9 protein-coding genes, 2 tRNA genes and 1 pseudogene are annotated in these 12,357 nt (G+C 67.7%); 3 read left to right on the top strand and 9 right to left on the bottom strand.

The window, feature by feature from the left end; genetic code table 11:
• Positions 1–69 precede the first annotated feature (69 nt).
• Positions 70–321 (top strand): annotated as a pseudogene (locus tag A5714_RS00905) (transglycosylase family protein); the annotation flags it as partial.
• Between the two features lie 1,095 nt (positions 322–1,416).
• Here A5714_RS00905 and mobA read toward each other — a convergent pair.
• From mobA to A5714_RS00860, 9 genes are all read right to left on the bottom strand, one after another.
• Complete coding sequence (mobA, locus tag A5714_RS00900) at positions 1,417–2,025, bottom strand: molybdenum cofactor guanylyltransferase (protein ID WP_068281862.1); 609 nt, start codon at positions 2,023–2,025, stop codon at positions 1,417–1,419.
• A gap of 14 nt (positions 2,026–2,039) precedes the next feature.
• Complete coding sequence (locus A5714_RS00895) at positions 2,040–3,161, bottom strand: 2-oxoacid:ferredoxin oxidoreductase subunit beta (RefSeq protein ID WP_197502829.1); 1,122 nt, start codon at positions 3,159–3,161, stop codon at positions 2,040–2,042.
• Positions 3,162–3,189: 28 nt separating this feature from the next.
• Positions 3,190–5,145 (bottom strand): 2-oxoacid:acceptor oxidoreductase subunit alpha, encoded by a 1,956-nt coding sequence (locus A5714_RS00890; protein WP_156747109.1) that lies wholly within the window; start codon positions 5,143–5,145, stop codon positions 3,190–3,192.
• Between the two features lie 230 nt (positions 5,146–5,375).
• The gene (locus tag A5714_RS00885) at positions 5,376–6,614 is read right to left on the bottom strand and encodes an MFS transporter (protein WP_068281858.1); all 1,239 of its coding nucleotides are present in this window, start codon (positions 6,612–6,614) and stop codon (positions 5,376–5,378) included.
• A gap of 19 nt (positions 6,615–6,633) precedes the next feature.
• A complete protein-coding gene (clpX, locus tag A5714_RS00880; RefSeq protein WP_064953001.1) occupies positions 6,634–7,914 on the bottom strand; it encodes an ATP-dependent Clp protease ATP-binding subunit ClpX in 1,281 nt (426 codons plus the stop codon).
• 327 nt (positions 7,915–8,241) lie between these two features.
• Positions 8,242–8,886: an ATP-dependent CLP protease proteolytic subunit ClpP2 gene (gene clpP2, locus A5714_RS00875; RefSeq protein WP_068281856.1), complete on the bottom strand. Its 645-nt coding sequence runs from the start codon at positions 8,884–8,886 to the stop codon at positions 8,242–8,244.
• Positions 8,883–9,473, bottom strand: a complete 591-nt coding sequence (locus tag A5714_RS00870) for an ATP-dependent Clp protease proteolytic subunit (protein WP_068070012.1) — start codon at positions 9,471–9,473, stop codon at positions 8,883–8,885. The genes clpP2 and A5714_RS00870 overlap by 4 nt, the downstream gene beginning before the upstream one ends.
• A gap of 128 nt (positions 9,474–9,601) precedes the next feature.
• Positions 9,602–11,041: a trigger factor gene (tig, locus tag A5714_RS00865; RefSeq protein WP_068281854.1), complete on the bottom strand. Its 1,440-nt coding sequence runs from the start codon at positions 11,039–11,041 to the stop codon at positions 9,602–9,604.
• A 68-nt stretch (positions 11,042–11,109) separates the two neighbouring features.
• Positions 11,110–11,186: transfer RNA gene (locus A5714_RS00860), tRNA-Pro, on the bottom strand.
• 148 nt (positions 11,187–11,334) lie between these two features.
• Between A5714_RS00860 and A5714_RS00855 the strand changes: the two genes are divergently transcribed.
• Positions 11,335–11,405 (top strand) — tRNA-Gly (locus A5714_RS00855).
• Between the two features lie 33 nt (positions 11,406–11,438).
• Positions 11,439–12,357, top strand: a 919-nt coding sequence (locus A5714_RS00850) for a serine hydrolase domain-containing protein (RefSeq protein ID WP_231975705.1), incomplete at its 3' end; no start/stop codon positions are given.

Here is a 12,357-nt window from a genome sequence, read left to right as displayed (position 1 = left end):
CGCTCAGTCGCTCCGTAAAGCACTATGTCTAATTCGCGCGGCGTTGCGGTCACGGGCCCCGACGCCCCGCCGCCGGCCCCGATCAGGGCGTACAGCGTGAACTGGGACGCCATCGCGCAGTGCGAGTCGGGCGGTAACTGGGGAATCAACACCGGCAACGGTTTCTCCGGTGGCCTGCAGTTCACCTCGAGCACGTGGCACGCCAACGGCGGGTCGGGCTCGCCGGCGAGCGCGAGCCGCGAGGAGCAGATCCGGGTGGCCGAGAACGTGCTGCACTCGCAGGGCATCCACGCCTGGCCGGTCTGCGGCCGCCGCGGCTGACCTGCGTCGCCATCCGACGGCATGGCCGTCATCTGTTGAGAAGAAGCGCCGGGCCCTCGGGCCGGGCGCTTCTTCGCTGCGCGGATCGGCGTCTCAGGCGTCGGGTAGCGTCCGGTGCCGGTGCGGCGGGCGCCACATTCGGGTCGAAACCGACCGGCTCCGCGCTGGCGGTGGCCGACGGGATGGTCACGAGGGTGCCCGTGACCGCGGCGAGAATGAGCGTCTTGCGGACGTTCTTCAATATCTTTCCTTTCGCGGTGCGCGCGCCAAAGCAAGCCCACCGTGGTGGGCTGAAGTTGTGTGGTTACTGCGGAAGGGTGCTTCGGGACGTGCCTTCTCGTTCCGGCACGGCAGCGGCGGGCTCATTGCCCAGCGGGTCGTTACCCAGCGGCCATGGTCGGATACAGCCGACCGCGGCGCCGCTCACACGCGAGTTCCGTGGATTCAATTGTCGATTACTCATCGGTAACCCGTTTCGGGCTACCAGGGACCGTACGAGACGGCGCGCCGTCCGTCATCTTCGGAAAACCGACGTCTCGTTTCGGTAACGGCGTGATCACGACGCAATACCAAGGTAATTCGCGCAGGTCAGTCGCACCTTTTCGGATAGGCGGCGCGGATAAACCTTTTGACTTAACCGTGACTCGAATCACGGCCTTTTTGTGAGGTGGCACACGTTTACCGGCGGTGCTGTCGGCGTCAGACGGCCGCGACGCGAATTCGCCACTGCGGGAACGAAACCGGCGCAGCATAGCGGATGGGCTTGGCATCGGCCGGGTGCCACCCCCGGGCCAGCGGCCGGACCGCGCGTCGAATAAGGATGGGCCGAGTCACTTTTCACCACCGACGCGGTCCCCGGCGCTGTCTAAGTCAAACCAATTGATAAACAACACTTTTCGACCTATCGGCAGTGAAACTTGTTGTTTATCTGCACTTTCCGGAGGCTGCCGCTCACGGTTGTAGAGAAACACCTGATAGCGGAACGCGTTCCGCAACAATGGATTCCAAGCGCGAACGCCACCACGGCGTCACGATGCCGGGTGTCCGGAGGAGTGAAAACCACCCGCCAAGAGAGCGGGCGACGCGCAGAGAACGCTAGCCTTGCGGCTGGGCCAGGGCGCGCAACTCGGCCTCGGTGTTGACGTTGGTCAACGCCCGGGATTCCGCGGTCACGATGCGCTGGGTGTCCGAGGCGTCGGCCAGCGCGCGCATCTTGCGCTCACCGGCGGCGACCAGCGCGTCGACCCGGTCGGAAAGGTTGGTCCGATACACCGCGGCCAGGTAGTGGTCCTGACCGTCCCACGGCAGGACGACGTCGGCGCCGGTCTCCAGAGCCCGCCGGGTCAGGTCGTCGATGAGCTCGGCGACCAGAAAGGGCATGTCGACCGCGCAGACGAAGGCGAGCTGCGCGCCGGCGTCGGCGGCGGCCCGCAGCGCCCGGCCCGTGGCGGGCAGCGGCCCGAGTCCACGCAGCTCGTCGCGCAGCACGCGGGCGTTCAGCTCCGGTAGCGGTTGGCCCTGCGCGGCCATCACAAACACGGGATCGCAACGCTGGCTGAGGATCTCGACGACCCGCTCGACCATGGTGCCGGCCTGCGAGCCCGCGAAGGGCGCCGGCAGCGGGAGGCAGGCCTTGTCACGGCCCATCCGTCGTGAGGCGCCGCCGGCGAGTACCACCCCGGCGAGCGAGACTGCGTCGGCCACGATTCGGCTCCCTCTTAGTCGACGGTCCAGGTGTCGCGGCCGCGCAGCAGGGATTGCAGGGCGGCGGCGTCGTGCGGGGTCGAGGCCTGCGCGGCTTGCAGCTGCGAGCGGGCGGCGTCGTCGTAGGTGGGTCGGCTCACGTTGCGGAAGATGCCCAGCACGGTGTGCTCGAGGTTCTGATCGGACAGCCGCGACAACGCGAACGCGTAGGCCGAGTCGTCGGCATGCGCGTCGTGCACCACGATCTCGTCGACGGAGACGTCGGCCGTCTTGGCCACGTCGAGCCCGAAACCCGAACGGACGACGCAGTATTCGCCGTCGGCGCCGAAGGTGATCGGCTCGCCGTGGCGGATGTTGATCACCCGCTCCTCGGCGCCCTCCTTGCGCAGCGCGTCGAACGAACCGTCGTTGAAGATCGGGCAGTCCTGCAGGATCTCGACGACCGCGGCGCCGCGGTGACCGGCCGCCGCGCGCAGCACCTCGGTCAGGCCGGCGCGGTCGGAGTCCAGTGCGCGGCCCACGAACGTCGCCTCGGCGCCCAGCGCCAGCGACACCGGGTTGAACGGGTGATCCAGCGAACCCATCGGCGTCGACTTGGTGACCTTGCCCACCTCGGAGGTCGGCGAATACTGGCCCTTGGTCAGCCCGTAGATGCGGTTGTTGAACAGCAGGATGGTGATGTTGACGTTGCGGCGCAACGCGTGGATCAGGTGGTTGCCGCCGATCGAGAGCGCGTCGCCGTCGCCGGTGACCACCCATACCGACAGATCCTCGCGGGCCAGCGCCAGGCCGGTGGCGATGGCGGGGGCGCGGCCGTGGATCGAGTGGAAGCCGTAGGTCTCCAGGTAGTACGGGAACCGGCTCGAGCAGCCGATGCCGCTGATGAACACGATGTTCTCGCGGCGCAGCCCGAGGTCGGGCAGGAAGTTGCGGATGGTGTTGAGGATGACGTAGTCACCGCAGCCCGGGCACCAGCGCACCTCCTGGTCGCTGGTGAAGTCCTTGGCCTTCTGCGGCTGGTCCTCGGCCGACAAGGTCGGGACGCCGTCGTTCTTGGTCAGTCTGGCGGTCAAGCCGAGGTCTGCACCGATCAGGTCAGTCACGAGCGCCGCTCCTCTCCCCCGTAAGCGGGTAATGCCCCCCGTGCGCGGTCACCGGCGCGCGTCATGCGCCGGCTCCCACCGTCGCGGCCGCCATCCGGGCGACCATGGCCTTATCGTTCTCGATCTCCGCCAGCGTGCCGCCGAGCGCGGCGCGGATGACGCGCCCGATCTCGTCGGCCAGGAACGCGACGCCCTGCACCTTGCTGACGGACTGCACCTCGACGAGGTACTTGCTGCGCAGCAGCATGGCCAGCTGGCCGAGGTTCATCTCCGGCGCCACCACCTGCGGGTAGCGGCGCAGCACCTCACCGAGGTTGGCCGGGAACGGGTTGAGATAACGCAGGTGCGCGTGCGCCACCTTGATGCCCTTGCGCCGGGCGCGCCGGCAGGCCTCACCGATGGGCCCGTAGGAGCTGCCCCACCCGATCAGCAGCAACTCGGCGTCCCCGGTGGGGTCGTCGACCTCCAGGTCGGGCACGGCGATGCCGTCGATCTTGGCCTGCCGCAGCCGCACCATCAGGTCGTGGTTGACCGGCTCGTAGGAGATGTTGCCCGAGCCGTTGGCCGCCTCCAGCCCGCCGATGCGGTGTTCCAGGCCGGGGGTGCCGGGCACCGCGAATTGGCGGGCCAGCGTCTCGGGGTCGCGGGCGTAGGGCTGGAACGGCTCGTCGGGCTTGGCGAAGACGTGCTTGATGGGCGCCAGGTCGGCGACGTCCGGAATGCGCCAAGGCTCCGAGCCGTTGGCGATCGCGCCGTCCGACAGCACGATCACCGGCGTGTGGTAGGACACCGCGATCCGCGCGGCCTCGATGGCGGTGGCGAAGCAGTCCGACGGCGACCGCGGCGCCAGGACCGCCACCGGCGACTCACCGTTGCGGCCGTAGAGGGCCTGCAGCAGGTCGGCCTGTTCGGTCTTGGTGGGCAGACCGGTGGATGGGCCGCCGCGCTGCACGTCGATGACCAGCAACGGCAGCTCGGTCATGACGGCCAGCCCGAGCGCCTCCGACTTCAGCGACACCCCGGGGCCCGACGTGCTGGTGACGCCGAGCGCCCCGCCGTAGGACGCGCCCAGCGCGGCGCAGATGCCGCTGATCTCGTCCTCGGCCTGGAAGGTGAGCACATTGAAGTTCTTGTGTTTGGACAGCTCGTGCAGGATGTCCGACGCCGGGGTGATGGGGTAGCTGCCCAGCACCACCTGGATGCCGGCGAGCTGGCCGGCCGCCACGATGCCGTAGGCCAGCGCGGTGTTACCCGAGATCTGCCGGTACTCGCCGGACGGCAGAGTCGCCCGGGACACCTCGTAGGTGGTACCGAAAGCCTCGGTCGTCTCGCCGTAATTCCAGCCGGCCTTCAGCGCCAGCACGTTCGCCTCGGCCACGTCGGGCTTGCGGGCGAACTTCTCCCTGATGAACTTCTCGCTGGTCTCGATGGGCCGGCCGTACATCCACGACAGCAGGCCGAGCGCGAACATGTTCTTAGCGCGCTGGCCGTCCTTCTTGGAGGCGCCGATCGTTTCGACGGCACCGAGCGTCAAGGTGGTCATCGCGACGGAATGCACGACGTAGTCGGACAACTCGTCGGTCTCGAGCGGGTTCGCGACGTAACCCACCTTCGTCAGGTTGCGCTTGGTGAACTCGTCGGAGTTGGCGATCACCATGCCGCCGCGCGGCAGGTCCCCGATGTTGGCCTTGAGCGCCGCCGGGTTCATCGCGACGAGGACGTCGGGGCGATCCCCCGCCGTCAGGATGTCGTAATCGGCGATCTGGATCTGGAAGGAGGACACGCCGGGCAGCGTGCCTGCCGGCGCCCGGATCTCGGCGGGATAGTTCGGCTGGGTGGCCAGGTCGTTGCCGAAAAGCGCTGCCTCGGAAGTGAACCGGTCGCCGGTGAGCTGCATGCCGTCGCCGGAGTCCCCGGCGAAGCGAATGACGACTTGTTCCAGGCGCTGACGGCCGGATCCGTTGCGAGAAGCCCCATTCTGAGAATCAGACCCGGCTCCGCTGCCGTTCGGATCCACGTATCCGCCCTCCATTGGTTAACCGGACAGGCACTCCGCGTAGCTTCAGATTACGCGCCGTGGAAGTGACGCCTCGGCCCTTACGGTTTTATGTCACTGGCGGTACCAATTATGGCACTTCTTTAAGGTGTCTATGGACATCTCTTACCCGCAACGCGCGGTCAATATCGCCGTAAAACCCGAAGTCAGCGACCCGAAGCGGATCAGACCATACAAAGCTGTGTTGTTGATCACGTCGGCGCCGCGGCCACGACCGGCTGCCGACTCGGCGCCGTCTCTGGCATGGCGAACAGGTACAGCAGGAAGCCCGCACCGGCGAGGGCGCCGAGGAACGCGAACGCGGCGTCGTAGCCCGCGGCAACCACGATCGCGCCCGCGACGAGGTTGGACACCGCGGCGCCCACGCCCGTCGCGGCGGTGACCGCGCCGAGGCTGACGTTGAACCGGCCGCTGCCGTGCGTGACGTCTTGCACGACGAGCGGGAACAGCGCGCCGAAGATCCCCGCTCCCACGCCGTCCAGCAGTTGCACCCCGACCAGCCAGTACGGGTCGTCGGAGAGCGTGTAGAGAAACCCGCGGGCGGTGAGCACCGCGAAGCCGAGCAGGAAAATCCGTTTGCGCCCCCAACTGTCGGCCTTCGCGCCGGCGAGGTAGGCCACCGGGACCATCACCAGCTGGGCCGCCACCACACACCCGGCCATCAACGCGGTACCGACGTCCTTGTTGTGCAGGGCGAGCAACTGCCCGACCAGCGGCAGCATTGCCGCGTTGGCGAAGTGGAAGGCGATCACGGTGACCGCGAACACCATGAGCCTGCGGTTGCGCAACACGGTCAAGAGCCGGGACGGCGTCTCGTGCGCTTTCCCGGGTTCCAGCCCGCGGGCGGCATCGTGGTCGACGGCGTCGGCCGGGATGCGCAGCGTCGCGACCACGCTGGCCGCCGCCATGGCCGCGAGCACCCAGAACACCACGACCGGCCCGAAGAGGTAGGCCAGACCGCCGGTGAGGGCCGCCGCCGACGCGTTGCCCGCGTGGTTAAACGACTCGTTGCGCCCGATCCGCCGCGCGAAGCGCCGCTGCCCCACCAGACCCAACGTGAGCGCGGCCAGCGCGGGGGCGAAGACGGAACCGGCGATCCCGGTGAGCACCTGCAGCACCGAGATGGCCGTCAGGTTCGGAAACACCGGCATTGCCAGCGACCCTGCGGTGACCGTCACCGCGGCGGCGACGAGCAACGCGCGCTTGGCCGTGCTCCTGTCGACCAGGGCGCCGGCGGGTGCCTGCGCGACGATCGCGCCGATCCCGCCGACCGCCATCACGAAACCGATGGACGCCTGGTCCCAGTGGTGCGCCAGCAGCAGGTAGATCGACAGGTACGGGCCCAGGCCGTCGCGGACGTCGGCCAGCAGAAAGTTGACCAGGTCCAGCGACCGCGCCACGCGGCGCGGTACGGCGTCGCCGGCGTTCAGGGTCGCGCGGGGGGGTTAGTTAGGCGCTCTTGTCGCGACGCTCGCTGCGCGACGGCTTGCGCGGCACGATGGTCGGCAACACGTTGTCCTGGACGGTCTCCTTGGTCACTACGACCTTGGCGACGTCGTCGCGGCTCGGGATGTCGTACATCACCGGCAGCAGGACCTCTTCCATGATCGCGCGCAGGCCGCGGGCGCCGGTACCCCGGTGGATCGCCTGGTCGGCGATCGCTTCGAGCGCGTCGTCGGTGAACTCGAGCTCCACGTTGTCCATCTCGAAGAGCCGGGTGTACTGCTTCACCAGCGCGTTCTTCGGCTCGGACAGGATCTTGACCAGCGACTCGCGGTCCAGGTTGGTCACCGACGCGACCACCGGAAGACGGCCGATGAACTCGGGGATCAGGCCGAACTTGATCAGGTCCTCCGGCATGACCTCGGCGAAGTGGTCGGTGGTGTCGATCTCGGCCTTCGAGCGCACCTCGGCGCCGAAGCCCAGACCCCGCTTGCCGACCCGCTCGTAGATGATCTTCTCCAGGCCGGCGAACGCACCCGCGACGATGAACAGCACGTTGGTGGTGTCGATTTGGATGAACTCCTGGTGCGGGTGCTTGCGGCCGCCCTGCGGGGGCACCGACGCCTGGGTGCCCTCCAGGATCTTCAGCAGGGCCTGCTGCACGCCCTCGCCGGAGACGTCGCGGGTGATCGACGGGTTCTCGCTCTTGCGGGCGATCTTGTCGACCTCGTCGATGTAGATGATGCCGGTCTCGGCGCGCTTGACGTCGTAGTCGGCGGCCTGGATCAGCTTGAGCAGGATGTTCTCGACGTCCTCGCCGACGTAGCCGGCCTCGGTCAGCGCCGTGGCGTCGGCGATGGCGAACGGGACGTTGAGCATCTTGGCCAGCGTCTGGGCCAGGTAGGTCTTGCCGCAGCCCGTCGGGCCCAGCATGAGGATGTTGGACTTGGTCAGCTCGACCGGCTCGTGCCGGGAGTCGCGACCCTTCTCGCCGGCCTGGATCCGCTTGTAGTGGTTGTAGACGGCCACGGCGAGCGTCCGCTTGGCGGTGTCCTGCCCGATGACGTAGCCCTCGAGGAACTCCCGGATCTCGATCGGCTTGGGAAGCTCGTCGAGCTTCACGTCGTCGGCGTCGGCGAGCTCCTCTTCGATGATCTCGTTGCACAGGTCGATGCATTCATCGCAGATGTACACACCGGGGCCAGCAATGAGTTTCTTGACCTGCTTCTGGCTCTTCCCGCAGAACGAGCACTTCAGCAGGTCCCCGCCGTCTCCGATGCGCGCCATGGTGCCTCAGGGCCTACTTCCTGTTTCGCCGTTGGTCTTGCAGTCCCACATGTATTCACCGACGCTACCCGCTTAATTGGGCCCTACGCGACCATTAACGCCGAATCGCGCCGGTGATATTCATGCCGTCCGTCCGGATGAAAGCTCGTCCGTCTGGATGAAACATATCGCCAGATGGCGCCCGTCACTCGCGAAGGACGTGCTTTGCATGTCGTTGGCGTGTCGCGCCGGTGGCGCGACACGCGCGGACCCCGGCAACCCACCCTACAGCGACCGGCGACGCGGGACCCGTCTATCGAGACGGGCCCGGGCGCCGTCCGGTCGCGCCTAAGCGGTCTGCGCGGACAGCTTCCGGTACTCCAGCACGGTGTCGATGATCCCGTAGTCCTTGGCCTCTTCGGCCGTCAGGATCTTGTCCCGGTCGGTGTCCTTACGGATGACCGATGCGTCCTTGTTGGTGTGACGCGCCAGGGTGGTCTCCATCAGCGTGCGCATCCGCTCGATCTCGGCGGCCTGGATCTCCAGGTCGGAGAACTGCCCCTGGATGACGCCCTGCAGCGACGGCTGGTGGATCAGGACGCGGGCGTTGGGCAGCGCCATGCGCTTGCCGGGCGTGCCGGCGGCCAGCAGCACCGCCGCGGCCGACGCGGCCTGCCCCAGGCACACCGTCTGGATGTCGGCGCGCACGTACTGCATGGTGTCGTAGATCGCCATCAGCGAGGTGAACCCGCCACCGGGCGAGTTGATGTACATCGTGATGTCGCGGTCGGGGTCCAGCGACTCGAGCACCAGCAACTGGGCCATGATGTCGTTGGCCGAGGCGTCGTCGACCTGGACGCCGAGGAAGATGATGCGCTCCTCGAACAGCTTGTTGTACGGGTTGGATTCCTTGACGCCGAAGCTGGAGTGCTCGATGAACGACGGCAGGATGTAGCGCGCCTGCGGCTGGGTTTCGGGACGCTGGAAACTCATCGGGCTTCTCCATTGGTGATGTGGGCGGCGCGGGTGATGATGTGGTCGACGAAGCCGTACTCCAGCGCTTCCTGCGCGGTGAACCAGCGGTCGCGGTCGGAGTCCGCCTCGATGCGCTCGATCGATTGGCCGGTAAACTCGGCGTTGAGCCGGAACATTTCCTTCTTGATGACGTGGAACTGCTCGGCCTGGATGGCGATGTCCGCCGCGCTACCGGTGACCCCGCCCAACGGCTGGTGCATCAGGATGCGGGCGTGCGGCAGCGCGAAGCGCTTGCCCTTGGTGCCCGCCGCCAACAGGAACTCGCCCATGGAGGCGGCCATGCCCATCGCGTAGGTCGCGATGTCGCAGGGCGCCAGCACCATGGTGTCGTAGATCGCCATGCCGGCGCTGATCGATCCGCCGGGTGAGTTGATGTAGAGGTTGATGTCCTTGTCGCCGTCCTCGGCGGCGAGCAGCAGAATCTGCGCGCACAGCCGGTTGGCGACCTCGTCGTTCACTTCCGAACCCAGGAAGATGATGCGCTCGGAGAGCAAGCGCTCATAGACCGAGTCCGTGAGGTTGAGGCCCACGGAGTTCGAACGCATGTCAGTCACGACTGGGTTACCTGCTTTCTGTCAGTTCTGTAATCACGACACTAACCAACGGCGCCCGACGTTTCGCGGCCACGCACCCCTAGAAGCGGGCGCGTTCGCTCACAGCGTCACGGCGTGGATCATTCCGCAGCGTCGGCGGCTTGGATGGCGTCTTCGGCGGCGGCTTCCGCGTCTTCGATCGCGCCTTCGGCGTCTTCGTCGGCGCCGTCCTCGAGGTCGCCGACCCCCTCGGGCGCCCCACGCTTGCCGAAGAACTCGTCGGTGTCGATGGCGTTGCCGGCTGTATCGGTGACGGTCGCGGCCTGAATCACCGCCGCGATGGCCAGACCGCGGCGCACGTCGGCGAACATGGCCGGCAGCTGGTTGTTCTCCTGCAGGTAGGCCACCAGCTGCTGCGGCTCGATGCCGTACTGCCGGGACGTCATCAGCAGGCGCTCGGTCAGGTCGTCCTGGCCCACCTGGACGTCGAGGTCGTCGGCCAGCGTGTCCAGCAGCAGCTGGCGCTTGACGTCGGTCTCCGCGGCGGTGCGGGTTTCGGTCTCGAACTCCTCGCGGGACTTGCCCTGCTGGGCCAGCACCTCGGCGAGCTTGGCCTCGTCGTGGTCGAGGCCGTGCAGCGCGCCGTGCAGGGCGCTGTCGACCTGAGCCTTAACGATCGCCTCCGGCAGCGGGATGTCGACCTGCTCGAGCAGCGTGTCGATGGCGGCCTCGCGGATCTGCTCGGCCTGCTGGGCGCTCTTGGTCCGGCGGACCTGGTCGCGCAGGTTGGAACGCAGCTCGTCGATGGTGTCGAATTCGCTGGCGAGCTGGGCGAACTCGTCGTCGGGCTCGGGCAGCTCGCGCTGCTTGATCGACTTGACCGTGACGGTGACCTGCGCGTCCTTGCCGGCGTGCTCCCCCGTCGCCAACTGGGCGGTGAACTCGCGCGACTCGTCGACGGACAGGCCCACCAGCGCCTCGTCGAGACCCTGGATCAGCCGGCCGGAACCCACCTCGTGCGACAACCCTTCGGCGGCGGCGCCGGGCACCTCCTCGCCGTCGATGGTGGCCGACAGGTCGATGGAGACGAAGTCGCCGTCGGCGACCGGCCGGTCCACCCCGGTCAGCGTGCCGAAGCGGGCCCGCAGGTTGTCCAGCTCCGCGTCGACGTCGGCGTCGCTGACCTCGATGGGGTCCACCGAGATGGTCAGCGTGGCCAGGTCCGGCAGGACGAGCCGCGGGCGGACGTCGACCTCGGCGGTGAAGGCCAGCTCCTCGCCGTACTCCTTCTTGGTCACCTCGATCTCGGGCTGGCCCAGCGGCTGCACCTCGGACTCGGCTACGGCCTGGCCGTAGCGGGCCGGCAACGCGTCGTTGACCACCTGGTCGAGCAGCGCCTCCCGGCCGAAACGGGCCTCCAGCAACTTGGCCGGCGCCTTGCCGGGCCGGAATCCGGGCAACCGCACCTGCCGGGCGAGCTCCTTGTAGGCGCGCTGAAAGTCGGGCTCGAGCTCGGCGAAGGGAACCTCCACGTTGATGCGCACCCGGGTGGGGCTCAACTGCTCGACAGTGCTCTTCACGGAAATGCTCCTCGGTGCTCGTTGCTGGTGGTCGGTGGGCCGTGCGCGCGACACGGGGCCGGTCGTGCTGGTCGGGGTGACAGGATTTGAACCTGCGGCCTTCCGCTCCCAAAGCGGATGCGCTACCAAGCTGCGCTACACCCCGCGCTGACCTCGATGATCTTAAGGCCCTCGGGTATCGCGTCCGGCACAGCCGTCGCGGCGAGGAAGCGCGGCCTCACGAAGCGATCACGAAGCCGCGTCGATTAGATTTGATCTTCGTCGCCAGCTACAGTCACGCTCGACTAACACATGCGGGCGTAGCTCAATGGTAGAGCCCTAGTCTTCCAAACTAGCTACGCGGGTTCGATTCCCGTCGCCCGCTCGGGGTGAGTGGCTGCTCCACCAGAAAGGCGCCATGAGCGACCTCCAAACGCACGAGTTGGTCCACGACTTGATTCATGGCTCATGCGCGTCGGATTTCGTCGGTGTGCGCGACGCGTTCGAGCGCAACTTCCTCCTCGGCGACGAGGTCGGTGCGGCCGTGGCCGTGTGGGTGGACGACGAGCTGGTGGTCGACCTGTGGGGCGGCTGGGCCGACGCGGCCGGCACCCGGCCGTGGCGACAGGACACGCTGACCACCGTGCTGTCCGGCACGAAGGGATTGTCCGCCACCTGCGTGCACCAGCTGGCCGACCGCGGTGACCTGGACCTGCAGGCACCGGTGGCCCGCTACTGGCCCGAGTTCGGGCAGGCGGGCAAAGAGGACATCACGCTGGCCATGGTGCTCAGCCACCGATCCGGGCTGATCGGGCCCGACGCGCCGCTCAGCTGGGAAGACGTCGCCGACTGGGACTTCGTCTGCGAACGCCTGGCCGCCGCCGCGCCGCGCTGGCAGCCGGGGACCGCGCAGGGCTACCACATGACGACGTTCGGCTTCATCCTCGGCGAGGTGTTCCGGCGGGTCACCGGCCGCACCATCGGCGAGTACCTGCGCACCGAGATCGCCGAGCCGCTGGGCGCCGACACCTGGCCGTTGGTCCCAGGGAATTCCAGCTGGCGCCACAACTGCAGGTCGTGCGACCCCAGCTCATCGTCCGGCGCGAATCCCATCGAAATCGCCAGCCCGGCCTTCGGGTGCTCGGTCAGGTTGGCCGGGCGCCGGGGGGCGTTCGCGTCGGTCAACAGGTCGCGCATGTGCGGCTTGTTGACGCGCTCGGCGCAGCGGAGCTGGTCGATGTCGGACAAGCCGATATGGACGTCGGCGCCCAGCGGCTCGGCGATCTCGGTGCGCAGGTACTCGCCGATGGTGCGGCCGGTGACCCGCCGGAACACCT

This window comes from Mycobacterium sp. E2462 (assembly GCF_001672685.1).
Classification (GTDB): Bacteria; Actinomycetota; Actinomycetes; order Mycobacteriales; family Mycobacteriaceae; genus Mycobacterium.
The sequence above is the reverse complement of the archived record's forward strand: the minus strand, read 5'-3'. Positions and strand labels throughout refer to the sequence as shown.

Bases quoted from the DNA above. Each gene is read 5' to 3' on its own strand.
- clpX (WP_064953001.1), bottom strand. From the start codon at position 7,914: ATGGCGCGCATCGGAGACGGCGGGGACCTGCTGAAGTGCTCGTTCTGC.
- clpP2 (WP_068281856.1), bottom strand. From the start codon at position 8,886: ATGAGTTTCCAGCGTCCCGAAACCCAGCCGCAGGCGCGCTACATCCTG.
- A5714_RS00870 (WP_068070012.1), bottom strand. From the start codon at position 9,473: ATGCGTTCGAACTCCGTGGGCCTCAACCTCACGGACTCGGTCTATGAG.